A 23,816-nucleotide genomic window follows, 5' to 3' on the forward strand; every position below is an offset into this window, starting at 1 on the left:
TATGTAGCTTTAAAGGAAATCTTTTTAGCTATGTTCAGAAAGATAATAGTACTTCTATTGCTTCTTTTTCTGTACCAATCATGTACAGAAAAGGAGAATGAGTATATCTGGAAAACAAAAGAAGTGCATGTTTCCGCTTATAATTCCGTTCATTGGCAGACAGATGACCAGCCCAGTTTGGCAGCTTGGGGAGACACACTTTCTCCGGGCATGAAAGCTATTGCCATTTCTAAGGATTTATTGGATTTAGGGCTGGAACGAGGTACCCATGTAAAAATTCCAGGTCTAGAGGGAGTTTATGTGGTGATGGATAAGATGAACAGCAGATGGAAAAATAAAATTGATGTTTATATGGGTTCTGATGTTGATAAAGCTAGGGATTGGGGTAAAAAGAAACTTAAAATTAGATACCGTGTTAAGCGGGAAGCCGATATTAAAAAAGAATGATTAAAAAAATTAGAACACTTACAGCGCTTTTATGCTGTGTAGTTTTTATGCACTGTAAGCCCGTAAAGGAAACAGTACGGTCTCCCAAAATTGTAGATAAGCCCATAATCTTTGATGAAACCCGCAAACAACTAAGCTTGGAGTATCTTAAAGATCGTTACGGGTTGGAGCGAAGCAGCCCTAATATAGACCCCAAGATGATTGTTTTGCACTGGACGGTAATACCAAGCCTAGAGGAGTCTTTTGAAGCTTTTAACCCACCAACCTTACCCAATTGGCGACCTGATATTAAAAATGTAAGTGGTTTAAATGTGTCTTCTCAATTTATGGTAGACCGCGATGGTACTATTTACCGGCTTTTACCGGAGACCACAATGGCCAGACATGTTATTGGTCTTAATCATTGTGCTATTGGAATAGAGAATGTTGGAGGCACGGAGGCCTTACCACTCACAGAAGCGCAGCTTAAAGCCAATATAGAATTGGTTAAATATTTGGCCAATAAATATGCTATAGATTTTGTTATAGGGCATTATGAATATACTAATTTTGAAGGGCATCCTTTATGGTTGGAAAAAGACAAAGGTTACCGTACCGTAAAAACGGATCCCGGACAAGATTTTACGAACAAGGTAAGACAGGCCGTTAAAAATCTTAATTTTGAACCCGTACCCCAAAAACAGATTACCCAATGAGAGCATTTTTTTCTGTATTATTTCTGCTGGCAAGTTTGTATTCTACCGCGCAGCAGCAAGATTTGACCACCTCACTTTATGAAACTTACGAAACCTACAAAGAGCCGTTACTAGAAAAGCGCCGCATTAAGCATAAGGATATACAGCCTTTGATAGAGAAGTGCAAAACCAATCCAAAATTTAAAGTGGCAAAAGTTGGTACTTCAATAGAAGGCCGTTCGTTATCATTGATTAGCATTGGAGAAGGCGAAACGGATGTTTTTTTGTGGTCACAAATGCATGGGGACGAGCCAACGGCTACACAGGCTATTTTTGATATTTTCAACTTTTTGAACAGTGATGACTTTTCTTCTGAAAAACAGGAAATTCTAGCCAATTGCACCTTACATTTTCTACCGATGCTAAATCCGGATGGAGCAGAAGTTTTTCAACGTAGAAACCGTTTGGGAATTGATATTAATCGTGATGCATTGCGGTTGCAATCCCCCGAAGGGCAAACATTAAAACGAGTGCGTGATAGTTTGGATGCCGATTTTGGTTTTAACCTGCATGACCAAAGCACGTACTACAATGCAGAGAGAACCGAAAAACCTGCTACCATTTCTTATTTGGCGCCGGCATACAACTATGAAAAGGAAATAAACGAAAGGCGGGGCAACGCCATGAAGGTTATTGTCTTTATGAACAATATTATTCAAAAATATGCCCCAGGACAAGTGGGGCGTTACAATGATGATTTTGAGCCAAGAGCTTTTGGGGACAATATTCAAAAATGGGGTACAAGTACTATTTTAATTGAGTCTGGAGGCTATCACAACGATGTAGAAAAGCAAGAAATCAGAAAATTGAATTATGTTTCTATCCTATCTGCTATCTATACGATTGCAAAAGAAAATTATAAGGATATAGCTATTTCCGAATATGACAAAATACCGGAAAATGACAGGAAACTTTTTGACCTTAAAATTGAAAATGCAACATATCCTCTTTTGGGAAAAGATTACATTTTAGATATTGGAATGAACCGTTTGGAGGTAGATAAAAAAGGGCATAACGATTTCTGGTACAGCAGTAGGATACTGGACCAAGGAGACCTTTCTACCTATTACGGATATGAAACTTTAGACGCTACAGGGCACACCATAGTTCAAGGTAAAGTATACCCTAAATTATTGAGTTCTATAGAAGCTTTGGGAAGCTTGGATATACGCGCTCTTTTAAAATCCGGTTATGCCTATGTACGGGTCGAAAATATACCTACAACAAAATTGGCATCTCCTTTTCCTATCCATATGATTGGTAAGAGGTATGAGGTGCCTGATTTTTCAATAGAAGTAGGGCTAAACCCAACCTTTCTTCTTAAAAAGGATGGGATCTTTACGCATGCCGTTATAAATGGTTTTCTTATCGACTTGAATAGCGATAAAAAAACGGATTTTAAAAATGCAATGATTTACCGCTAAGGGTGTTTTGGCTAGCTTTTAATAGCCAAACCGCGTAGCCATTTCGGACATTTCCGAAGCGTGTATAGCAATTCTAAAGTACATTGTAATTGCCATTGTTGCAATTAATGCAAATAACGAAAGGGTCAAGGCCTGGTACCATTTAGGCATTCCGTTTAAAGCGGTGTTTTGAATAATAACTGTTAATACATCCATGTGTTCTAATTTTGCCATTTAGCATAGCACGTGTTCTTAGGATGTAGGTATTCATTTTCGAATATGGGGTACTCGTTGTTCTTTAGACAACGAAGTAGCCAAAAACCCTACTTAATATTATTTTAATTCGTCAAACGGCACAAAAAAAGGGAGAACGGTATGTTCTCCCTTTTTTAACCATCAAGTTTATTAACTTAGGTTTATTTTCTGTTAAAGCGATTCTGCATCTAAAAGAGCAAAGAACTTGTTTAAGTTAGGAATGATAACAATTTTAGTACGTCTGTTGATTGCTCTGTTTTCTCTTGTATCATTATCTACTAAAGGCAAGTAGCTACTTCTACCGGCAGCAATCATTTTAGTTGGATCTACCTTGTATTTGTTCTGAAGGATATCTACAACGCTAGTAGCACGCTTTACACTCAAATCCCAGTTGTTACGGAACATTTCAGTGCTAATGGTTTTAGAATCTGTGTGACCTTCTACCATAACTTCCATACTTGGTTCAGAATTGATTACTTGAGCCAATTTTTCAAGAATCTTGTTGGCCTTACTGCTTACACGATAGCTACCGCTATTAAAAAGAAGTTTATCCGAGATGTTTATCATAACAACAGTCTTGTCTATGTTCACATCTACATCATCTTCATCATCAGAGATAGATTTCTTTAGGTTGTAAGAAATAGCCAAGTTCATTGAATCTTGCAACGTTTTAGCTTCGGCCAATTTAGAAGGGTCAACTTTTGCAAGTGTGGCTCTCATTTTAGCTTTGGTGTTGTTGCTCATTACGGCAACATCATCAACAGAAGTCATTTGGCTATCGTTAATTTCCTTTAAGGAATTGATTTTAGAATTATATTCTACAACGCGAGCTTCTATCTTGGCCATTTTACCTTCAAGTTCTTCTTTCTCAACTTGAGTCTTCGTTAATGCGCTCTGCGTTTCTGATAAATTATTCTCAAGAGCTACATATTTCTTCTTAGAAACACAAGATGCCATTAACGTAACGGCAAGCGTACTTAGGATAATCGATTTTTTCATTTTAAATGTTTTGTTATAATATTGATTACTAGTAATACGAAGCAGGGCTATAATTAGATGTTAAAGCCTATTAACATTTTTCGATTATCTGTTATAGAAACAGGTTGAATAGCAGCGTAATTATTTGATATTGAGATGCCACAGTTTTAATATGGCCATAAAAAAAGACACCTAATTTAGGTGTCTTTTTTTTATATTTTGATAAGAACCAAAGTCTTATTCACAGCCTCCGGTAAAGCCGTCAGCATTAAATTTCGTCTGAACGGCACCTTGCAAGCTTCCTTTTTTAACTTGAATAGCCAAGTTATTGTCACCACCTCTTTTTGGGCTACAGTACTCAAAAAGGTAAAAACTACTTGCTCTTTCGGAAACCAAATCGGATATCTTATTAAAAGTATCTTCCAATTCTTCCTTATTTGCCGCAAACTCACTAGAGGTTTTTCCAATAGCGGTTAACGCTTCCGTATCTATTTCAGCTCCTAAACCAATAGTGAAAAAAGAAATATTTGGATCCGCCGTATCAACCTTTTTCTGAGCGGCTTCTTTAGAGTAGCGTGAAGCTTGGTCTCTACCATCCGTAAATATAACTACGGATGCAGCCCCAATTTTATCTCCCTTTGTACTTTCGCTCAGTAAATCTGAGGCTATATCGGTAGATTTAATAACAGCTCCGTAAAGGTCTGTAGAAACATCACCGCTTATATCTTTATTGAGTCCGGCAATAGCTTCGGTCAATTCAGATTTTTCAGAAGTTAGAGGGTTAAGTTCGTGCAGGACATCTTCACCATCAAACCAATAGATAGCCATTTTGTACGATTCCTGAGTAGTGGCCGGCATTACCGTGTTAACAAAGCTGGTACTAGCACTTTTCAATTCTTCCAAACTACCGCTTAAAACACTATTACTTAAATCTAGTATTAACAAGGTGTTGCTAGAAAATATTTGCTCGTTAGGTGAAATTCTGGCATTGGACTCCGAAGTTGAAATAGTATTAAAACACTCATCATTTCGGCCTTGCTCATAAATAGTAAACTGGTCTGCGGTCAATCCTGATACCGGTGTACCGTCACTATTGGAAACTTTAAAGAAAACAGAAACTTTTCCAGGGTCTTTAGTAAATTGATCTTGTATGGAAAGTATTAGGTCATTTTCCCCAAGGTCAAGACATTTGTCAACTGGCTGTCCTTTTCCGAGTCCATCGCCTGTATTCAAGGCATAATTTACGTCATCATCGGCATTTCCACAGGAAACGAACAATACAATTGAGAATAAAAATAAAATACGATTTAAGGAGGAATTCATTTTCAAGGTTTTTACGTTCAACCATCACAACGCAAATTTTCAATTAAAAGTATGATGACGGAAAAAAAAGATGTTAAAGAATGTTAATGACAAGCTTTGGTATGGATTTTCGGAACCGGTCAAAACTATTTTTGGATATCCTTTGTTGAATTGAATAGAAAATGAAATTCTGGCAAGAACGTAAAAAATCAACATAAAACTCTGTAAATGTTAGAGGTAAGATGATTTATATGTGTGTCTTAATTGTGTTAGTGAGAACTTTATACACTACCGGTAAGGGGATTTTGAAAAATTCGTGTTGAAATAGTGCTAGTTAAAGCTAAAGAAATTGTTAAAATACGATTGAAAGATTAAAATTTTAATACCTTGTAAAGGTTAAAGTCAGAAACTTAATTAAAAGAAAATATATGCCAACCTATCAACTCACGGTAAACGGAAAGTCCCAAACGGTAGAAGCAAGTGAAGATACCCCATTATTGTGGGTGTTACGCGACCATTTAAATATGGTAGGCACAAAATTTGGTTGTGGAATTGCTCAATGCGGTGCATGCACGGTTCATGTAGAGGGTAACGCTACTAGAAGCTGTTCTTTACCTGTAGCCTCGGCAGAAGGAATGTCAATCACCACAATAGAAGGTTTGTCCGAAGATGGTTCGCATCCCGTACAACAAGCATGGAAAGAAGTAGACGTGCCACAGTGTGGTTACTGCCAAGCCGGTCAAATGATGACGGCTTCTGCTTTTCTGGCAAAAAATTCAAATCCGACCGAAGAGGAAATAAAAGATGCAATGAACGGTAACATTTGTAGATGTGCCGCATATAACCGTATCAAGAAAGCGGTTGGTGTTGCTGCCGAAAAAATGGCCTAAAAATTCTATTATGCTTTTGAATTGAACAAAAGCCGCAATTCTATAACAAACTGCTCATGTCACAATCATCCATACAATTTAGTCGAAGAAATTTTTTACGAACGTCGTCGTTGGCGAGTGGTGGCCTTTTAATAGGCTTCAACCTTTTTACAGCCTGTAAGTCAGATGTAAAACCTCCAGTGGATCTGGCAGATTTAAATTACAATGATTTTAACGCCTTTATAAAAATAGCCAAAAACGGTGCGGTAACTATTTTTTCGCCCAACCCGGAAATTGGACAGGGTGTAAAAACTTCCATGCCTATGATCATAGCCGAGGAACTAGATGTTTCTTGGGATAAGGTATATGTGCAACAAGGGGCCTTGGACACAAAGAACTATACAAGACAAATTGCAGGCGGTAGCCAGTCTATTCGTTTTGGATGGGATGCCTTGCGCCAAACAGGGGCTACGGCCAAGCAAATGTTGGTGAATGCCGCTGCGGCACGTTGGAACGTAGATGCATCGGAACTTTCCGTAAGCGAAGGAATAATTACGAACAAAGCAGGCGAGACCTTAAGTTACGGTGATGTTGTAGATGAAGCCGCTGTTTTGGAAGTGCCTGAAAACGTTACTCTAAAAGAACCTAAGGATTATAAGATCATAGGTACGGATAGGCGTAATGTAGATATTGATAAAATTGTTACGGGTCAACCATTATTTGGTATTGATTATAAGGAAGAAGGAATGCTTTATGCTTCCGTTCTTAGACCTCCCGCTTTTGGGCAAGAATTAGTCTCTTTTGATGCTACAGAGGCTAAAGCGCTTCCGGGAGTAATAGATGTTATTCAGATTGGAGACAAAGCAAAAGCCTTATTAGGTGGAGAAAAAGTAAACTGGACGGCCCAACTTAGTGGGTCAGGTAAAGTTGTGGTTTTGGCAAAAACTACTTGGGACGCTTTTAAAGGTAAAAAAGCGATTAAAGCTACTTGGAAAGAAGCTACTCCTTTGGAGAGCAATGAATTTCATGATGAAAAATTAAATGCCCTTTTAGATGGTAAGGAATTTGTTACCATGCGTAAGGATGGAGATGTTGATAAGGCATTTGCGCAAGCGGATAAAGTTTTGGAACGCACTTATGAATCGCCTTTCTTGCCTCATAACTGTATGGAGCCAATGAACTTTTTTGCCAACGTAACCGATGAAAAAATTCATTTGGTAGGTCCTGTGCAAACTCCAGAAGATGCGGCCAATACCGTAGCAGAACTTTTAGGACGTGATGTAGAGGACATTCACTTGGAAATGACCCGAATGGGAGGTGGTTTCGGTAGAAGGCTCTATGGCGATTTTGTATATGAAGCTGCAGAAATTAGTAATGCTGTAAGAAAACCAATTAAAATGGTTTCTTCACGAGAAGATGATATGTCTACCGGTGTTTACAGACCGGCCATTAAATATAGGATTAAAGCCGCTATTAAAGATGGGCAATTAACCGGTTATCAATTGAAAGAAGCGGCCATTAATGTGAACATGTATGGTCTAATTCCTAATTTCTTTCCAGCAGGTGCCGTAGAGAACTATCAGGTAGATGTAGCCAATTATAAAAGTAATATTACCACTGGGGCATGGCGTGCACCATATACAAACTTCCTAGCATATGCGGAGCAAAGTTTCTTTGATGAACTTGCCGAAGAAATGGAAGTTGATAAAATTAAGATGCGTTTAGACCTTTTGGAAAAGGTAAAAGGTACGGAAGATGAACGAATTCAATATTCGCCGGAGCGCATGCAAAATATTATAAAAATGGCCGTTGATAAATCCGGTTGGGGAAAACAGCCTAAAGGAACTTACCAAGGGTTTGTGGCATACTATTGCCATAATACGCACGTTGCGGAAGTTGCCGATGTTCAGATTGAAAATGGTCTACCGGTAGTTAAAAAAGTAACCTGTGTTGTAGATTGCGGAATTGTAATCAACCCAATGGGAGCATTAAACCAAATTGAAGGTGGTATTGTTGACGGTATAGGACATAGTATGTACGGCAGTTTTGGATTTGAAAACGGACAGCCTACGGCCAACAACTACGATAAATACCGTTTGGGACGTATGAAAGAAGCTGCTGTGGTAGAAACACATTTGGTGCAAAATGAACTTTCTCCAACAGGGTTGGGAGAGCCAACGCTGCCGCCAGCAGGTGGGGCCGTGGCCAATGCGCTAAAAGTAGCAACGGGCAAAAGGGTATACAAGCAACCTTTTATCCAAGACGCAGAATTGTGGAAGGTAAAAGAAGAAGAGATATTGGGCTAGAAAATAGACCATGATAAAAAATCATTTTCTTTAATCCGATTACGGTTTATATGACGCATGAACTAAAAAACATAGTTAGGGCTTATAAAGCCGCTAAAAAAAAGAAGCAAAAGACCGTCCTCGCGACGGTCGTTGCTTTAGAGGGCTCTTCGTACCGTAGGCCTGGGGTGCGTATGCTCATTCGAGAAGACGGAAAAAGAGTTGGGGCCGTAAGTGGTGGTTGTGTAGAAAAAGAAATTGTTAGGCAGGCAGAAACAGTTTTTAAGGACGATACGCCAAAAATGATGATTTATGATGGGCGCTATCGCTTGGGTTGCGAAGGTATATTGTATATTTTAATAGAACCGTTTGTTCCAGAGGTTGATTTTCTCAATGCTTTTGATTTCATTTTAGAAAGTAGAAAACAGTTTAAAATAATTTCGTCCTATACAAAGGAAGAAGGAAGTTATGCGGACCTGAGTTCGTTTTTGGTGTTTAACGGAGAAAAAATTGGATTTAGGGCTACTGCGCTTTTGAATGCTGATAGAATGGTATTTGAACAAGACATTAAGCCTTGTTTCAAATTGGTTATTATTGGTGCTGAACACGATGCGGTTCAACTATGTTCCTATGCTTCGCTAACGGGTTGGGAAGTAACGGTTGTAGCTTCGGCGGCAGAGGAAAAAAGTATAACGGACTTTCCCGGAGCCAACATATTTATTACCGAAGAGCCTGAAACTTTATCCGTTCCTGATATAGATAAACAAACGGCAATTATCTTAATGACACATAGTTATGTTCGTGACTTAAAGTATTTGTTAGCTATCAAAGAATCGGCTCCTGTGTACTTGGGCTTATTGGGTCCCGCAAAGCGAAGGGAGAAGTTATTGAATGAATTCATGGATCATTGCCCTGAAGTTTCGGACACATTTTTTGATATGATCCATGGTCCAGCCGGTTTGGATATTGGAGCGGAAACCGCTCAGGAAATCGCATTGGCAATTTTATCGGAAATACTTTCGGTTACAAGAAATAAGGAGCCTATTATGCTCAAGAACAAATTGGGAAGTATACATACTTAATGAAGAAGACCCCTGACCACATTGCTATTCTAATTTTGGCCGCAGGAGCTTCTTCGCGAATGGGTAGGCCAAAACAATTGTTGCCTTGGGAAAACACGTCGTTATTGGAACATGCGATCCGGACAGCAAAAGCCTCAAATGGTACGGAAGTGATGACGGTTTTAGGAGCCAATGCCCGCATGATACAATCTCATCTAGAAGAAGGGGAGCGTTGTATAGAAAATCCCTTGTGGCAATCCGGTTTGGGTAGTTCCATTGCTTGTGGTGTAAGAGAGTTGCTGCAATCGAGAAACACTATTTCAGGAGTACTCATAATGTTGGCGGATCAGCCTTTAATTAATTTTGAGTATTTAAACTCGTTGATCGAAGCATCGTCCGATAACCAAAATAGAATAATTGCTACGGCTTATAAGAATAGGGCGGGAGTACCCGCTCTTTTCCCCAGAAGCTATTTTGACGAGCTTTTAAAGCTGGATAAGGATTTTGGGGCAAAACAGCTGCTGGAGCGGGAAGAAATTATAACAATTTCCGCAGGTGACTGTGTAGTGGATATTGACACGGCAGAAGATTATGAACAACTAAAACAGAGGAATGAACCTGAAACTTAATATTGCGTTTTTAGTATTGGTCAGTGGTGGCCTAGCGGCTCAAGAAATGAGTTTTGAGGAATACAACCCAAAGTCTACGTTGGTTGTTCCCGGTCATGAGATAAAGCGGGCCAAGTATCCCTTTATTGATATTCATAGTCACCAGAGAAATATGAGTGCGCAAAGTCTTAAAAACTTGGTTGCCGATATGGATGCCCTAAACGAAGGAGTCATGGTGAACCTAAGTGGCGGTTCCGGTAATGAACTTGCAAAAAGTGTAGACAATATTGCGGAGAATTACCCCAATAGGTTTGTTGTTTTTGCCAATGTAGATTTTGATGGCGCCGGAAAACCTGGTTGGACAGAAAGAACGGTGGCACAATTGGAAGCTGATATTGAAAAAGGTGCCAGAGGTTTAAAAGTTTTTAAAAGTTTGGGCCTTCGGAATCTAGATAGTGATGGAAAACGCCTAGCCGTAGACGATGCCCGTTTAGACCCTATTTGGGCAAAATGTGGGGAACTAGGTGTGCCGGTGTTGATTCATTCCGCAGATCCAAAATCATTTTGGGATGATATGAATTCTGATAATGAACGTTGGTTGGAGCTGAAAACACACTCACGCCGTAAGCGTTCCGATACAGACCCAGCGCCGTGGCAACAGATAATTGATGAACAGCACCGTATGTTCAAAAAACATCCCAAAACAAAATTCATAAACGCCCATATGGGTTGGTATGCCAACGATTTACAGCAATTAGGAAAGTTTTTAGACGAAATTCCCAATATGTACGTAGGTATAGCGGCCGTCATTGCAGAGTTAGGGCGTCAGCCGCAAAATGCGCGAGCGTTTTTCATCAAGTATCAAGACCGCATTTTATTCGGAAAGGATAGCTGGAAACCGGAAGAATTTCCAACCTATTTTAGGGTCTTGGAAACAAATGATGAATACTTTCCTTATTATAAAAAGTATCACGCGTTTTGGGCAATGTACGGTTTAAACTTACCGGATGAAGTTCTTAAGAAAGTCTATTATAAGAATGCGCTTAGTTTGGTCCCTGGATTAGATAAAAGCTTGTTTCCGGTTGACTAATCGGCTTTACAACATCCGTAGAAAATCTTAACGCTTATTTTTTGCGAATACGTTAAAATCGAACGAAATTAAAACCCTAAACCCTAAACCCTAAACCCTAAACCCTAAACCTATGTGCTCAAAGACCCACTGCTTTATAATTCCGCCTTATTTACTTGAAAAATTGGCAAAACACGGTAATACCAGTTGTAAAAGAGCTTTAAATGATTCGGCTAGAATTGTTGATCGCAGACGAAGCAGTCTAAACAATCTTTTGTTACGGAACGAAGCGGAAGGTAATGGAGAGCGTTTTATCTATGATTCTAAAAATCAGTTCGAGCAAAGGTTGGAGTTGGTGCGAAAAGAGGGGCAAGATGATGTAGAGGATGAAAGTGTGAATAAGGCATATGAGACCTCGGGTTTTGTTCGTGATTATTTTAGAGAGACTTTTGGTCTTAATTCCATTGATGGAAACGGTTTGGATATTATTTCTAATGTGCATTATGGCGAAGCATATAATAACGCCTACTGGGATGGAGATGAAATGACGTATGGTGACGGCGATGGTAAAGAATTCACTGATTTTGCCAGTGCCATAGATGTTGTAGCCCATGAGTTGGTACATGGCGTAACCCAGTTTTTCGCCAACTTGGAATATCAAAGTCAACCTGGGGCGCTCAACGAGCATTTTTCGGATGTTTTTGGTACGGTCATCAAGCAAAAGTTTCTAAAACAGGATATTTCCGAAGCGGATTGGCTTATTGGAGATAGTGTGGTAACGGAGGCATTTCCCGGGGTGGCCATTCGTTCTATGAAAGCTCCCGGTACGGCCAATGATTTTGATACACAGCCAGACCACATGGATAATTATTACAACGGAGCAGGGGATAACCAAGGGGTGCACATCAATTCAGGTATACCCAATAAAGCTTTTTATCTCTGTTGTTTGGAAATTGGCATTGATGATTGTGCATTAATTTGGTTCGAAACATTAAAATCACTCTGGCGTACGGCAGATTTTAATGATATGGTAGAAACATTGGTAAGTACCGCACAGAAGCTGGTGTCGGAAAATAGAGTTGCTGAAGCCGCTGTTGAGGCGGTAAGTACGAGTTTTTCGCAAGTAGGTCTAACCCCAATTGTTGTCTAATGAAATATCATATAAACATAGAAGGCGGATTTACGGGAATTCCCAGACAGTTTGAAGGTGAAATAGACTTGGATAAAGCCAAGGAAGAAGAAATGCTGAATGCCCTTGCGGAAAAGCAAGAAAAAAATAGTCAAATACGGGACGGTTTTACGTATACCGTAAAGCTTATGGATAATAACGGAGTTTATGAATCTCAGTTTAATGAGTCCAATCTTCCGAGTACCATCCGCACTTTTATTACGGATATTCAAAAAGGAAACAACTGAACTGCAAGTTCACTGAAATATAAAATGACGAAACCTAAACTGCTTATTTTTGACATAAACGAGACACTTTTAAACATGAAGCCCTTGGAGGAAGCTATAAACACGGCTTTGGCTTCTCAGCATGCTTTTTCAATATGGTTCAGGACCTTGTTGCATTATTCCTTGGTGGAGACCCTAACGGGTAATTATGAAGATTTTAGTGCTGTTGGAAAAGCAACGTTACAAATGACTATGAAAAAGTTCGGTAAAAACCTTTCATATGCTCAAATAGATAGCATTTTAGGGAATATAAAAAAATTGCCTGCGCATGATGATGTAAAAGAAGGTCTAAACCTCTTAAAGGAAGCAAATATAAAGTTGGTAGCGCTTTCTAATGGAAATGAAAAGGTTTTGAACGAGCAATTGGAGTTTGCTGGTTTGGCATCTTATTTTGATGCTATTATGTCGGTAGATGTCGTGGCGCGTTATAAACCTGAAGGCTCATCATATAATGCAGTTCTGGCAAAAATGAGTGAATCGGCAGAAAACACTATGATGGTGGCAGCCCACGGATGGGATATTTTGGGCGCTAAACGGGCCGGTTTACGAACAGCCTTTGTTGCACGCGAAAATCACGCCATTTATCCGTTAAAGGGGATGCCTGAGATAGAGGGCAAAACTATTCTAGAGATTGCCCGTGTAATTACAGAAAATTAAAGCTTTGCTAGACTTTCTTTTTCGTCTAGATTGCCATAATCTTGAAAAATACCACAAGAATATTCCTTCTTGATCAAAGATTTTTCTTCTTGTTTTTTCTTTCTGGCCAAAACTTCTATTTGAGGTGATAAGTAACCCATGTTTTCTATTTTTAAGGTATCGTTAAAACGTCTTCAGTTTAAAATTGTTGTCTTTCTTTTCGATTTTTAGTCGAATTACAAGTCAAATGTAAATCGGTATTTTAAAAGGGGATATCATTTTACAAAAACTTTGTGATTTGATAATTGAACCCTTGAAAATGAACAGTATAAAGGTATGCAACGATTTGTGTGATATCGCATAGAATACTGATTCAAAAACACAAGAATGGCTTAAAAAAAGAAGTGATTTAAGAATATTGTTGAAGAATCTATAAAACTACAAGTTGCTTTTCTATGTAACTTTTAACGAGCATTAAATTCATTTTTAAAACCAATGCTGCCGAAGGGATATTGTCATCTTCAATGGCGGAGATTATGGCATCATGTTGATCGTTGGAGTTGTAATGAAAAGAATCATTGGACATAAAAGCTCTCTCATAGAAAAACACACGGGTTTTGAGGTCTTTTAGAATCTGTTGAAAAACGGGATTTTTGTAATTGGAAGTTAGTAACCGGTGAAATTCCATATACGCATTAACACGTTCCAGTGCATCTACCGCATTGGCAATGGCGTCTCTTTGTTTTTTGAGTTTATTAATGGCACTTTCGTTAAACGTAGATTCCTCCAGGGCAAGAACTTCTAAATGGGCCACAAGCTCATATAGGTTTTTGGCCTCTTCCGGATTTACGGCGGCAATTACAAAACCACGGTTGGGAATGGCCCGCACAATATGGGACTGCTGTAACTGAGTTAGTGCTTCACGAATAGGGGTAACGCTCACGTTTAACTTACGGGATAAGGCGGCAAGGTTAATACCTTGTCCGGGTTGTAAATCTCCCTTTTGCATTTGTCGTAAAAGGTGTTCCCGTACTTTATCGCGTAATATGATACTCATTCCCATATCGTAAATATAGTTATCGTATACGATTTTACAATGTTTTTTTAAGTGAACTGATTTCAGGTTTGTTGTTCATTGAACTTGGAATAGTGTATTTGGTCTTAAAATGCCCCTGAACTATAATAAAATACAGGAATACCCGTTCTGAGAGCAAAACCTATAAATTTGATTATGAGCTATTTGTTTAAAAATGTTAGACCTTATGCACTAGTGGTAGCCACTAGTCTTTTGGCGTTCAGTTGTAGTGATGATGCCAACGAAATTCTAGATAACGAGCAAGATCAGAAAATTGATCAGACCGAAATTAAGACCGTTCTTGAAACGGATGAAATGTCCAGTTCGGCTGATATGATCGTTCAGGACTTATTCAGTAATAGAGAGTCCGGTAAATCTGCCAAGGATGCTTCATGCTATGAAGCGGAATATTCCGATACAGGTTTTACGGTAAGTTTTGACAATTGTTCCGTAGAGGGCAATGACGAAGTCTTAAACGGTTCATTAAGTGTGTTATATGGTTCGGATAACGATTCATACGCCTATTCCGTAACGTATAATGATTTGATGGTGGGCGGAATTGGTTTAGATGGAACCAGGGCCTTTGCCATAAGCCAAGGAGAAGATGATTCTCTTGTTTTTGATGTAACTGTTGATATGACGTTAACGCTTGAGGACGATAAAAAGATTTACGAAAAAGGAACCAAATCTTTTGCTTTTGTTTTTGGTGAAGAAAAGAACATGCTTACTATTGATGGTGATTGGATTCTAAAATCAGACAATGACACCTATACTATTGGTATTACCTCAGATTTAGAAGCTGAATTTACGTGCGATTATATAGGAAAGGGTACTATGGATTTAGATAAAAATGGTTTAGCTGTTTCTGTTGATTTTGGAGATGGCACTTGTGATGATACCGCTACACTTATATACCCAGATAGTACAGTTGAAACTATTTCTTTAAAATAGAATTAACACCGATAAAACAAAAAGCCCTTATCCAAACGGATAAGGGCTTTTTTGATTTTTAATCGCTAAATATTTATAAGGTTTTTAAATATTCAATTAAAGCGGTACGCTGTGTATCGCTAAGGTTATCTCCAAAAGTATGCCCGCCATTACCGTAACCTTTTATGGTGGTATCATAGGTTTCTTTGTCCACTTTAGATGTTTCTTCTGTGTAGTTCCATCCTAGGTTCTCTTTGTCATAATCGGTACTGCTGTAGCTTCGGCTCCAATATTTAGGACGTTTAGAGCTGTTCAACACTTCGGCAATAGTTGCTACAGAACCGTTGTGGAAGTAAGGGGCAGTTGCCCAAACGCCATCTAAGGGAGGAGCAATATATCCGCCTTCAGCGTTAAATTCCAATCCATTTGCGCCTGTACCGAACCATCCTGCATTGAACCAATCCAGGAAATAATCGTTTAGTTCCGATGGTTCCGTGTAAAGTTTTGATAATTCAGGGTCGGTTCCTATTGTGGAAAGGGCAACCAAAAGGTTGGGATACGTTTCGTTATCGCCATAAGAACCATGACATTTTACACAATTTTCTTCAAAAACCGGTTTCCCTTGTGCGGCTAGGTTAGCATCAATTTCAAAAGGATAGTCAGGAGCTTCAATGCTGTAAATGTAAGCTAGAACATCAGGCATTTTTGGGTCTAGTTCCTCCGCTTTGGCTTTGTCGTCCAATGTAAGCAGGCTAGAGCCAATAAATGATTTGCAAAAATCTTTACGTCCTATTGCGTGGTAGAACATAGCATTTTTCTTTTTCAACAACCACCAAGCCGGAACATCTGTAGGAATGACTTCGTCCGGCACACCAACATTGGGTTCGTCTGTCCACTCCAAAGTATTTTTATCTCTGTACGCTGCTAAAACACGGGTAATCTTATCGGCGGGATTGGCTCCTCTGGTTTCGGTGAGTGTCTTTGGACCAATAGCTTCTATACTTTTTCTGAATTGATCAAAAGCCTCCCATTCATCACTATCTTTTCCACCGTACAAAAATGAAATACCTGTACTTACTAAATCCATATTCACGGCCCTGTTGATAGTAAAATCCGCCGCATGGCTACCTAATCCTAGCACAAATTCATTGTTTATAAAACCGGCATGGCAAGACATACAGTTAGGAGATACTATTCTAACGCCGTTGGCCGCATCTACGGCCGTGTATTCATAGCCAATATTGGCGTTATCTCCACTACGGTTCAAAACATTGCTATTGTCAGCTCCAAAACCCTGTAAAAAAGCTTCGTAAGGTACGCCAGAGCTCATGTAGTTTCCTGAAATTAAAAACTCATAACCAATTGTGGCATCGCCGGTTCGCTGTGCAGATGCAGGAATAGCATCAACTTCTATTATGGGTTCGGGTTGTGGTTCCGAGTTTGGATCAGGAGTTGGATTAGGGTTTTCTTGATCGGGTACGGGTTCATATTCATTGCTGTCACTAGAACAGGCATACCCAGTTATCAATAGAACCATTAGAGCAAGGATGTTGATAGGTCTTTTCAAAATATAAAGTTTTATTCGCTTGAAACAGAAGGATATAATGCCGTTGAAAGATACTAATATATGCCGTTAATGTATGTTTTAACTCGTGAAGGACAAAAATAATAGATAAACCGAAAACTAGGAGGCTTAGAACCGACCTAGGTAATAATTTGCAATTTAATTTTCCGAATTCCCTCTTGCTATCGCTCCAAAGCCATGATTTGTTATCGGGTAAACGAAAAGAAATGCAAAAGCAGACTTTTTTCTTGTGTAAAAATTATACACAAGTATTTGTTAATGAACTGATTAAATCCACTTTTTTGAAGTAATTCGGATGGTTTGTCTTCTTTAATTTCTTAACATGGGAATCAGAATAAAATAAAAATAAATCCGTACCTTATCAACCTAATTTTAAAACAAGAAAAATACCGAATGGCTAAATCGCAGCAAACTTACAACAAGACTGAAAAAGAGAAAAAACGTCTAAAGAGACGAGAGGAAAAACAGAAGAAAAAAGACGCACGTAAAGCTGCTGCAAAAGAAGGTGGAGAAGGAATCCCTTTCGCCTATGTTGACCATAACGGTAACCTTGTAGATACCCCGCCAGATCCATCCCAGAAAGTTCAGGTAGATGCCGAAGACATTGTTTTAGGTATTCCTAAAAAAGAAGAAGGAGATGAAGAAGAATTTGACCCAGTACGTAACGGTAAGGTGTCGTATTTTGACTTCTCAAAAGGATTCGGTTTTATCATTGATTCCGAAAATCAAGAAAAGTATTTTGTTCACGTAAGTGGTCTTATTGATGAAATCAATGAGAACGATAAAGTATCTTATGAACTTGAAAAAGGGATGAAAGGCATGAACGCGGTACGAGTAAAGAAAATATAACTTTTTTCTCCTTCCTAGTTGTCGTAACGTATTCTAATTAAGCAAAACCTTAGGGGTTTGTTTTCTATAACTATGAAAAAGTTCCTAACTCTTTTTTTAGTAGTACTTACTACCTTTTGGTCTTGTGCCCCTACGGCAAAAAGCCTGTTTAATGGTAAAGACTTGAGCGGTTGGCATATAGATGTGCCTGCAATGGACAGTACGGATGCAAGAAACCCTTTTATTGTAAGAGATGGCATGTTGGTAAGCTTAGGCACGCCGGCAGGCCATATCATTACGGACAAAACTTACGAAGATTTTAGATTGGAAGTTGAATACCGTTTTGCCGGTGAACCCGGTAATTGTGGTGTTCTTGTATTTGCCTCTACGCCACGCTCACTTTACAAAATGTTTCCCAAATCTATAGAGGTGCAGATGATGCATGAAAATGCAGGTGATTTTTGGTGTATTGTTGAAGATATTACGGTAGACGATATGCTGGAACGCCGTGGGCCCAAAGCGGAATGGGGCATTACAGAAGGCAAAAAACGTAGGATTCTTAACCTTACTGATGGTTCTGAAAAACCGGTAGGTGAGTGGAACCGTATGACCATAGAGTGCCTGAAAAATGAAATTAAAGTTTGGGTGAACGGAGATTTGGTCAACCATGGTTACAACGCTACGGCCCAAACAGGACGGATTGCATTGCAGGCCGAGGGCTCCGAAGTAGAGTTCCGCAAAGTAGAACTACTACCTATTACCCAATTAACGGAGTAAATTTTAGGTTACTCAATCTTCCAAATTCAATACAACGGGCAAATCGGGAAAGTCTACCACATCAGAAGGATTCATTCCTTTAAGTGTGACGGCTCCTATACGCACCCGAACCAAGCGCAAGGTAGGAAACCCCACTAGGGCCGTCATTTTGCGTACTTGTCTAAACTTACCTTCCGTTAAGGTTACGGAAAGCCATGAATTAGGTCTATGGGTACCCACGCGGAGCAAATGGTGCGGTTCCGGAAAATCCGGTTCTTCGGTAATCAGTTTAGCTTGGCAGGGTTTGGTCAAATACTTTTTGCCTTCAATACCTATTTCTACCCCTTTTTGTAATTTTTCAATGGCTTCGGGGGTAATGAGGCCGTCCAATTGGGCGTAATATTCTTTTTCTATTCCGGAACGGTTAACGGTATCACTCAGTTTTCCATCGGTAGTCATTAAAAGGAGTCCCTCGGATTTTAAATCCAATCGGCCTATGGCCATAACCGCATCATCAAAAGGATATAGTTCGCTTATAAAACGTTTAGATCGTTTTTCCTTTTTATTGTTGGAATCCATTTGGCTAATAAAACCAAAGGGCTTGTACATTTTAAAATGTTGGTGGGTCATTCAAAACAAGATTATGGTATAAAGGTAATGAAGACTTAGGGTTAAAACCTAGGCCGGTTGTGCTTCTGGGTTAAAAATGAATTATTCTGCATCAAGCCGCAGCACCCTTGCTGCTTACCTTTGTATTAACTAAAAAAATGATGAAATGGAAAATGTATTAGTAGCGGGTGCCAATGGTACCACAGGAAAAAAAATAGTAACACTTTTAAATCAATCCCAATATTTCACTCCAATTGCCATGGTTCGTAAAGAATCCCAAAAGGAGCAATTTGAGAAAGAGAACATTACTACGGTTATGGGCGATTTGGAAGAAGATATATCGCATACGGTAAAGAATATAGACAAGGTAATCTTTGCTGCCGGTTCTGGCGGAAAGAAGGTCAAGGAAGTAGACCAAGAAGGTGCCAAGAGAATGGTAGACGCTGCAAAATCCGGTAATTTAAAGAAGTTTGTTATGTTAAGCTCTATGGGCGCGGACAATCCGGAACAGGCAAGTGACCTTCAGGAATATTTAAAAGCAAAGCATAATGCAGATGTCTATTTAAAAGATAGTAAGCTTACGTATGCCATTGTGCGCCCCGGTTCATTAACGAATGATAAGGGGACGGGAAAGATAAAAGCGGCCTCTAGTTTGGAGAAATCAGGTTCTATTAGTAGGGCCGATGTTGCGCAGACCTTGGTTCGCGCATTGCATGATGATGCCGTTAAAAATACCACTTTTGAGATTTTAGAAGGAGATACTTTAATAGGTGAGGCCATAGATTCGGTTTCATAAATTATAGATATTTTCGTTCGTACCAAAAGATTGTAATATCTTAGGGTTTGCTTTTAGGCAGACCCTTTTTTTTTGTCCAATTTAGAAATTACAGTTAGGAAGTATGCGCAGAAGAGATTTTATAAAACAGAGTAGTATGGCTTCGGCTGCAACCTTACTTCCGGTTACCGGTATTTCTTTAGGAAATCCATCAAAATATAAAATGGGATTGCAGTTGTTCACTATTCGCGATGCCATGAAAGCGGACCCACTGGGCAGTCTTAAAAAGGCCCGGGCCATGGGCTATGAAGATTTGGAAATCTATGGGTTTGACCCCGAGACCATTGGTTATTACGGCTATGAGGCAAAGGAATTCAAACTTATTTTAGACGATTTAAACCTTACCACCACTAGTGGGCATTATGATTTTTCGTCCTATTTCAATAAGCCAAAAGATGAACTTAGACGCTATTTGGATGCCTGTATCCAAGGGGCGCATATCTTGAACAAGCCCTATATTACTTGGCCTTGGCTGGCACCTGAATTTAGAACCATTGAAAATTTTAAGGTACTGAGCGAAAAACTAAATTGGATGGCCGAACAGGTAAATTCCGCGGGACTCGGCTTTGCCTATCACAACCATGATTTTGAGTTTACGGACCACAATGGGCAAACCGGTTATGATATCATCTTAAAAGAAACCAATCCGCAATTGGTAAAACTGCAGATGGATATGTATTGGGTAATGCATTCCTCTAAAAAGACCCCTCAAGAATGGATTGCAGAGCAGCCCGGACGTTACGTAATGTGGCATATAAAGGATATGGACAAGCTCACTAGAGATTATACGGAGCTGGGCAATGGCTCCATAGATTATGTGGACATGCTTTCTAAAATAGATACGGATGCCCTAGAATATTACTATATAGAACAAGGAAGTAATTTTGCAAAAGACTCCATGACCAGTATAGCGGACAGTGCAAAATTTTTCAAGAAAAACTTAAAACAATACCTCTAATAACACAAAAACAAACACATGAAAAACTATTCCCTTAAAGCTATTTTGCTTGCCGCTGCGCTTGTAGGTTTTACGGCCTGTAACGAGAAAAAACAAAAGGCCCAAGAAAAAGAGCCCATGGTAACTTATGATGAACCGGAATCCAAACTGCCCATAGATCGTCTGAAATTACCGGACGGGTTTAAGATTGAGGTGTATGCAGATAGTGTTGATGGCGCGCGCTCTATGGCCATGGGAGATGACGGTACTTTGTTCGTAGGTACCAGGAACGAAAAAAAAATATATGCCATTCAGGACCGTGATAGGGATTTTAAGGCAGATAGGGTAATTGAGTTGGATACCACTTTGGAATCCCCTAACGGAATTGCCTATAGGAACGGGTCGCTTTATGTGGCAGATGTAAGTACTTTGTACCGTTACGATAATATTGAAGCTAATCTGAACAGTGTTCCCGAACGAAAGGTTATTTATGATGATTATCCGGAAGCGTTTCACCATGGTTGGAAATACATTGCTTTTGGTCCGGACGATAAATTGTATGTACCAGTAGGAGCACCTTGTAATATTTGTGATTCTACCGTAGTGGACAAACGTTTTGCCTCTATTACCCGTATGGATCCTGACGGAAGCAACCGTGAGATTTATGCGCATGGTGTACGGAATACGGTTGGTTTTACGTGGCACCCGGAAACCAAGGAAATGTACTTTACGGATAACGGTAGGGATATGATGGGCGATGATATTCCCCCATGTGAGTTGAACCGTGTTACGGAAGCCGGTCAGCATTTTGGATATCCGTTTTGTCATGGCGGAACCATTAAAGATCCTGAATTTGGAGACCAACGCCCTTGCTCGGATTTTGTGGCGCCCGTACAGAATTTAGGTGCCCACGTGGCTCCGTTGGGGGTAAAGTTTTATACCGGAGATATGTTTCCTGAGAAGTACAAGCAGTACGCTTTTATAGCGGAACATGGCTCTTGGAACCGTTCCAAAAAGTCCGGGTACCGTATTTCTTTGGTAAAGCTTGAAAACAATGAGGCGGTAGCTTATGAAACCTTTTTAGAAGGTTGGCTGGATGAAGAAAGTCAAGAAGCATTTGGTAGACCAGTAGACGTACTGTTCCTAAAAGATGGCTCTTTATTGATTTCCGATGATTTTGGTGATGCTATTTATAGAGTGAGTTATGATGATGGAAGTAGCCAAGTGGCGAGTGTGGAGTAGGGAAATTACGAGATAGTGGCTGCACTAATTCGTTACTTTATAAAGCTTAAGAAAATACATCGTTTGTATTCCGAAAATTGGATATAACGATGTATTTTGCATTGTAGCCTTTAATAAAAATAAAATGGTAGAGTTAGTCTCGGTTATAATAATCTTAATAGTTACTATTTATTTCATTAGAAAAGTCAAGTCGGGTAAGGCTTCAAACTCTTCAAGAAATACTGTGAATAAAAAGAAAAATTCGACAGAAAAAGTTAACCATATTAGAACGGCAGGAGATAAGACCCTTTACAAGAAAAAAGGAATTAAAACATTTGATTTAAAAGGTATGTTTTATCAAAATTTAGATTTTAAAAGTCATACTGGAGAATTTGTGGGATTTGCCAAATGTGAAAATAATTCACACGATAAACATGCTGTTAGTATTTTTAATCAGGAAAATAAGTTGCTCGGTTACGCGCCTAAGGGAAATAGAAGATTGAATAACTCCCTTGTAGAATGGAATAATGGGAAAGTCCTCGTTTGGGGTGAAATTTCTTATGATGATTATGATAATAAGTGGTATGGAGTTGTATATATTCCAGTGGGGTTAACATCAAGTCAATTAGAAAAACTTGAAAAGGTTTTAAATCTTAAAATTGAAAATCAAGCTCAAATTAGAAAAAAAGAAAAGTCAACTATTAAGTATTTTGAAATTTTAGACAGACATAGAGAAATAGCAAAACTATTAGTTTCTTTAAATAATCCATCTGAGATCAATTATTTCTTTCCCAAGAATCTTATTCCTTCTATTTCAAGTCATTTAGAAAAAGAGAAGAATTGGGAAGAATTATTAGAATTGGAGCAACATCAAGATTTAATCGAAGCATTAAATGAAAAGTACAGAGAAAAGACTCTAAATCGAATTGAATTAGCAAAAAAAATGTTGAAGAAGATGTAGTCAATCGCCTTGTAAAACCCAACTATCATAAACATCACACTCGCACTAAGATTGATTAAATTCATTTAATCTCAAACCCATTTTTCAACCCATATAAACCCAACCAAAAATGAAACAAAACACCACTCATATTCTTATTCTAATTATGCTTTTTGTTTCGCTAACGGCTTTTGCAAAAGACTCGGTTTTTTCGGAATATGAGGTAAAAGAGTTTGTGTTTCAGGGGCGTGATGCCAAGGTGGTATTTCCCAAGAAAGCAAATGCTAATGGCTACTGGATTTGGCGTGCCCGTTTTTGGGGTGCTGAACCACAAGTAGATAAAGCCCTTCTGGAAAAAGGGTTTCATGTGGTTTACGTAGATGTGGCGCATTTATTCGGGAATGAACGGGCCGTACAGCTCTGGAACGATTTTTATGCCTATTGCATTTCAGAATATAACTTGAACAAAAAAGTGGTGTTGGAAGGTTTGAGCCGTGGCGGACTCATCATATACAATTGGGCGGCACAAAACACGGACAAGGTTTTTACCATCTATGCCGATGCCCCGGTGTGTGATATTAAAAGTTGGCCAGGAGGTCTGTACAGCGGAGAAGGAAGTCCCAAAGATTGGGAATGTTGCTTGGCGGCCCATGGGCTGGACTCGGTTTCCGTAAAAAGTTTTGAAGGCATTCCCATCCATACAGGTGTAAAGGTGGCAGAAGCCGGTATTCCTGTTCTACACGTATATGGAGCTGTAGATGTGGTGGTTCCTTTTGAGGAAAACACGGCATTGCTCAAAGAAAAATTTGAAGCTGCCGGAGGCACCATAAAGCTTATCCGAAAAGAGGGGGTAGGTCATCATCCGCACAGCTTGGAAAATCCCGGACCTATAGTAGATTTCATACTTGATAGTGTAGATTATAAGGAATAGTTAAAACACAAATTTCCATTAAACCATTACGTACGTCATTAGTCCAATTGGAATCAATCCGTTGATT

General features: G+C 39.2%; 26 protein-coding genes. 19 read left to right on the forward strand and 7 right to left on the reverse strand.

Features of this window, described 5'->3' with window-relative positions; genetic code table 11:
- The first annotated feature begins 30 nt into the window (after positions 1–30).
- From H9565_RS12880 to H9565_RS12890, 3 genes are read left to right on the forward strand one after another with little or no spacing between them, the layout of a single operon-like run.
- The gene (locus tag H9565_RS12880; protein ID WP_215440297.1) at positions 31–447 is read left to right on the forward strand and encodes a 3D domain-containing protein; all 417 of its coding nucleotides are present in this window, start codon (positions 31–33) and stop codon (positions 445–447) included.
- Between the two features lie 47 nt (positions 448–494).
- Complete coding sequence (locus H9565_RS12885; protein ID WP_215440695.1) at positions 495–1,142, forward strand: N-acetylmuramoyl-L-alanine amidase; 648 nt, start codon at positions 495–497, stop codon at positions 1,140–1,142.
- On the forward strand, positions 1,139–2,605 hold the full coding sequence (locus tag H9565_RS12890; RefSeq protein WP_215440299.1) for a M14 family metallopeptidase: 1,467 nt from the start codon (positions 1,139–1,141) through the stop codon (positions 2,603–2,605). Before H9565_RS12885 ends, H9565_RS12890 begins: the two co-directional genes overlap by 4 nt.
- Before the next feature lie 18 nt (positions 2,606–2,623).
- Here H9565_RS12890 and H9565_RS12895 read toward each other — a convergent pair whose 3' ends face one another.
- From H9565_RS12895 to H9565_RS12905, 3 genes are all read right to left on the reverse strand, one after another.
- Positions 2,624–2,800, reverse strand: a complete 177-nt coding sequence (locus tag H9565_RS12895) for a hypothetical protein (protein WP_215440301.1) — start codon at positions 2,798–2,800, stop codon at positions 2,624–2,626.
- Positions 2,801–3,010: 210 nt separating this feature from the next.
- Positions 3,011–3,838 (reverse strand): OmpA/MotB family protein, encoded by an 828-nt coding sequence (locus H9565_RS12900; protein ID WP_215440303.1) that lies wholly within the window; start codon positions 3,836–3,838, stop codon positions 3,011–3,013.
- 216 nt (positions 3,839–4,054) lie between these two features.
- Complete coding sequence (locus tag H9565_RS12905; protein ID WP_215440305.1) at positions 4,055–5,140, reverse strand: vWA domain-containing protein; 1,086 nt, start codon at positions 5,138–5,140, stop codon at positions 4,055–4,057.
- 407 nt (positions 5,141–5,547) lie between these two features.
- On the opposite strand from H9565_RS12905, the gene H9565_RS12910 reads away from it, so the two are divergent.
- The 8 genes from H9565_RS12910 to H9565_RS12945 all read left to right on the forward strand — a co-directional run bounded on the left by H9565_RS12910 (position 5,548) and on the right by H9565_RS12945 (position 13,123).
- Complete coding sequence (locus H9565_RS12910) at positions 5,548–6,009, forward strand: (2Fe-2S)-binding protein (RefSeq protein ID WP_215440306.1); 462 nt, start codon at positions 5,548–5,550, stop codon at positions 6,007–6,009.
- A gap of 56 nt (positions 6,010–6,065) precedes the next feature.
- On the forward strand, positions 6,066–8,294 hold the full coding sequence (locus H9565_RS12915) for a xanthine dehydrogenase family protein molybdopterin-binding subunit (RefSeq protein WP_215440307.1): 2,229 nt from the start codon (positions 6,066–6,068) through the stop codon (positions 8,292–8,294).
- A 50-nt stretch (positions 8,295–8,344) separates the two neighbouring features.
- Positions 8,345–9,355 (forward strand): XdhC family protein, encoded by a 1,011-nt coding sequence (locus tag H9565_RS12920; RefSeq protein WP_215440308.1) that lies wholly within the window; start codon positions 8,345–8,347, stop codon positions 9,353–9,355.
- Positions 9,355–9,963 (forward strand): nucleotidyltransferase family protein, encoded by a 609-nt coding sequence (locus H9565_RS12925; RefSeq protein ID WP_215440309.1) that lies wholly within the window; start codon positions 9,355–9,357, stop codon positions 9,961–9,963. Before H9565_RS12920 ends, H9565_RS12925 begins: the two co-directional genes overlap by 1 nt.
- Positions 9,947–11,032 carry an amidohydrolase family protein gene (locus H9565_RS12930; RefSeq protein WP_215440310.1) on the forward strand — a complete coding sequence of 362 codons (1,086 nt, stop codon included), beginning with the start codon at positions 9,947–9,949 and terminating at the stop codon, positions 11,030–11,032. Before H9565_RS12925 ends, H9565_RS12930 begins: the two co-directional genes overlap by 17 nt.
- Before the next feature lie 112 nt (positions 11,033–11,144).
- Positions 11,145–12,161: a M4 family metallopeptidase gene (locus H9565_RS12935; RefSeq protein ID WP_215440311.1), complete on the forward strand. Its 1,017-nt coding sequence runs from the start codon at positions 11,145–11,147 to the stop codon at positions 12,159–12,161.
- Positions 12,161–12,427, forward strand: a complete 267-nt coding sequence (locus H9565_RS12940) for a protealysin inhibitor emfourin (protein ID WP_215440312.1) — start codon at positions 12,161–12,163, stop codon at positions 12,425–12,427. The genes H9565_RS12935 and H9565_RS12940 overlap by 1 nt, the downstream gene beginning before the upstream one ends.
- Before the next feature lie 24 nt (positions 12,428–12,451).
- On the forward strand, positions 12,452–13,123 hold the full coding sequence (locus H9565_RS12945; RefSeq protein WP_215440313.1) for a haloacid dehalogenase type II: 672 nt from the start codon (positions 12,452–12,454) through the stop codon (positions 13,121–13,123).
- Here H9565_RS12945 and H9565_RS12950 read toward each other — a convergent pair.
- Complete coding sequence (locus H9565_RS12950) at positions 13,120–13,263, reverse strand: hypothetical protein (RefSeq protein ID WP_215440314.1); 144 nt, start codon at positions 13,261–13,263, stop codon at positions 13,120–13,122. The two genes, H9565_RS12945 and H9565_RS12950, sit on opposite strands and share 4 nt — an antisense overlap.
- Before the next feature lie 269 nt (positions 13,264–13,532).
- Entirely contained in the window at positions 13,533–14,159 is a 627-nt protein-coding gene (locus tag H9565_RS12955; RefSeq protein WP_246560609.1) for a GntR family transcriptional regulator, read from the reverse strand.
- A 174-nt stretch (positions 14,160–14,333) separates the two neighbouring features.
- On the opposite strand from H9565_RS12955, the gene H9565_RS12960 reads away from it, so the two are divergent.
- Positions 14,334–15,128, forward strand: coding sequence for a hypothetical protein (locus H9565_RS12960; RefSeq protein ID WP_215440316.1), 795 nt, complete (start codon positions 14,334–14,336; stop codon positions 15,126–15,128).
- Positions 15,129–15,201: 73 nt separating this feature from the next.
- Here the strand turns inward: H9565_RS12960 and H9565_RS12965 are convergent, their stop codons facing one another.
- On the reverse strand, positions 15,202–16,674 hold the full coding sequence (locus H9565_RS12965) for a c-type cytochrome (protein ID WP_215440317.1): 1,473 nt from the start codon (positions 16,672–16,674) through the stop codon (positions 15,202–15,204).
- Positions 16,675–17,085: 411 nt separating this feature from the next.
- On the opposite strand from H9565_RS12965, the gene H9565_RS12970 reads away from it, so the two are divergent.
- Both H9565_RS12970 and H9565_RS12975 read left to right on the forward strand, forming a co-directional pair.
- Positions 17,086–17,541, forward strand: coding sequence for a cold-shock protein (locus H9565_RS12970; RefSeq protein ID WP_215440318.1), 456 nt, complete (start codon positions 17,086–17,088; stop codon positions 17,539–17,541).
- A 72-nt stretch (positions 17,542–17,613) separates the two neighbouring features.
- Positions 17,614–18,297: a 3-keto-disaccharide hydrolase gene (locus tag H9565_RS12975; RefSeq protein WP_215440319.1), complete on the forward strand. Its 684-nt coding sequence runs from the start codon at positions 17,614–17,616 to the stop codon at positions 18,295–18,297.
- 12 nt (positions 18,298–18,309) lie between these two features.
- On the opposite strand, the gene H9565_RS12980 is transcribed toward H9565_RS12975, so the two are convergent.
- Positions 18,310–18,885: a pseudouridine synthase gene (locus tag H9565_RS12980; protein ID WP_394370254.1), complete on the reverse strand. Its 576-nt coding sequence runs from the start codon at positions 18,883–18,885 to the stop codon at positions 18,310–18,312.
- A gap of 166 nt (positions 18,886–19,051) precedes the next feature.
- On the opposite strand from H9565_RS12980, the gene H9565_RS12985 reads away from it, so the two are divergent.
- The 5 genes from H9565_RS12985 (at position 19,052) to H9565_RS13005 (ending at position 23,749) form a co-directional block, all read left to right on the forward strand.
- Positions 19,052–19,681, forward strand: coding sequence for an SDR family oxidoreductase (locus H9565_RS12985; protein WP_215440321.1), 630 nt, complete (start codon positions 19,052–19,054; stop codon positions 19,679–19,681).
- A gap of 103 nt (positions 19,682–19,784) precedes the next feature.
- Positions 19,785–20,678 carry a sugar phosphate isomerase/epimerase family protein gene (locus H9565_RS12990; protein WP_215440322.1) on the forward strand — a complete coding sequence of 298 codons (894 nt, stop codon included), beginning with the start codon at positions 19,785–19,787 and terminating at the stop codon, positions 20,676–20,678.
- Positions 20,679–20,696: 18 nt separating this feature from the next.
- Positions 20,697–21,899, forward strand: a complete 1,203-nt coding sequence (locus H9565_RS12995) for a PQQ-dependent sugar dehydrogenase (protein WP_215440323.1) — start codon at positions 20,697–20,699, stop codon at positions 21,897–21,899.
- A 124-nt stretch (positions 21,900–22,023) separates the two neighbouring features.
- Positions 22,024–22,839 carry an HIRAN domain-containing protein gene (locus H9565_RS13000; protein ID WP_215440324.1) on the forward strand — a complete coding sequence of 272 codons (816 nt, stop codon included), beginning with the start codon at positions 22,024–22,026 and terminating at the stop codon, positions 22,837–22,839.
- Between the two features lie 109 nt (positions 22,840–22,948).
- Positions 22,949–23,749, forward strand: coding sequence for an alpha/beta fold hydrolase (locus tag H9565_RS13005; protein WP_215440325.1), 801 nt, complete (start codon positions 22,949–22,951; stop codon positions 23,747–23,749).
- The last annotated feature ends 67 nt before the right edge of the window (positions 23,750–23,816 follow it).

Source organism: Zobellia russellii (assembly GCF_018728565.1).
In the GTDB taxonomy this organism is placed as follows: domain Bacteria; phylum Bacteroidota; class Bacteroidia; order Flavobacteriales; family Flavobacteriaceae; genus Zobellia; species Zobellia russellii.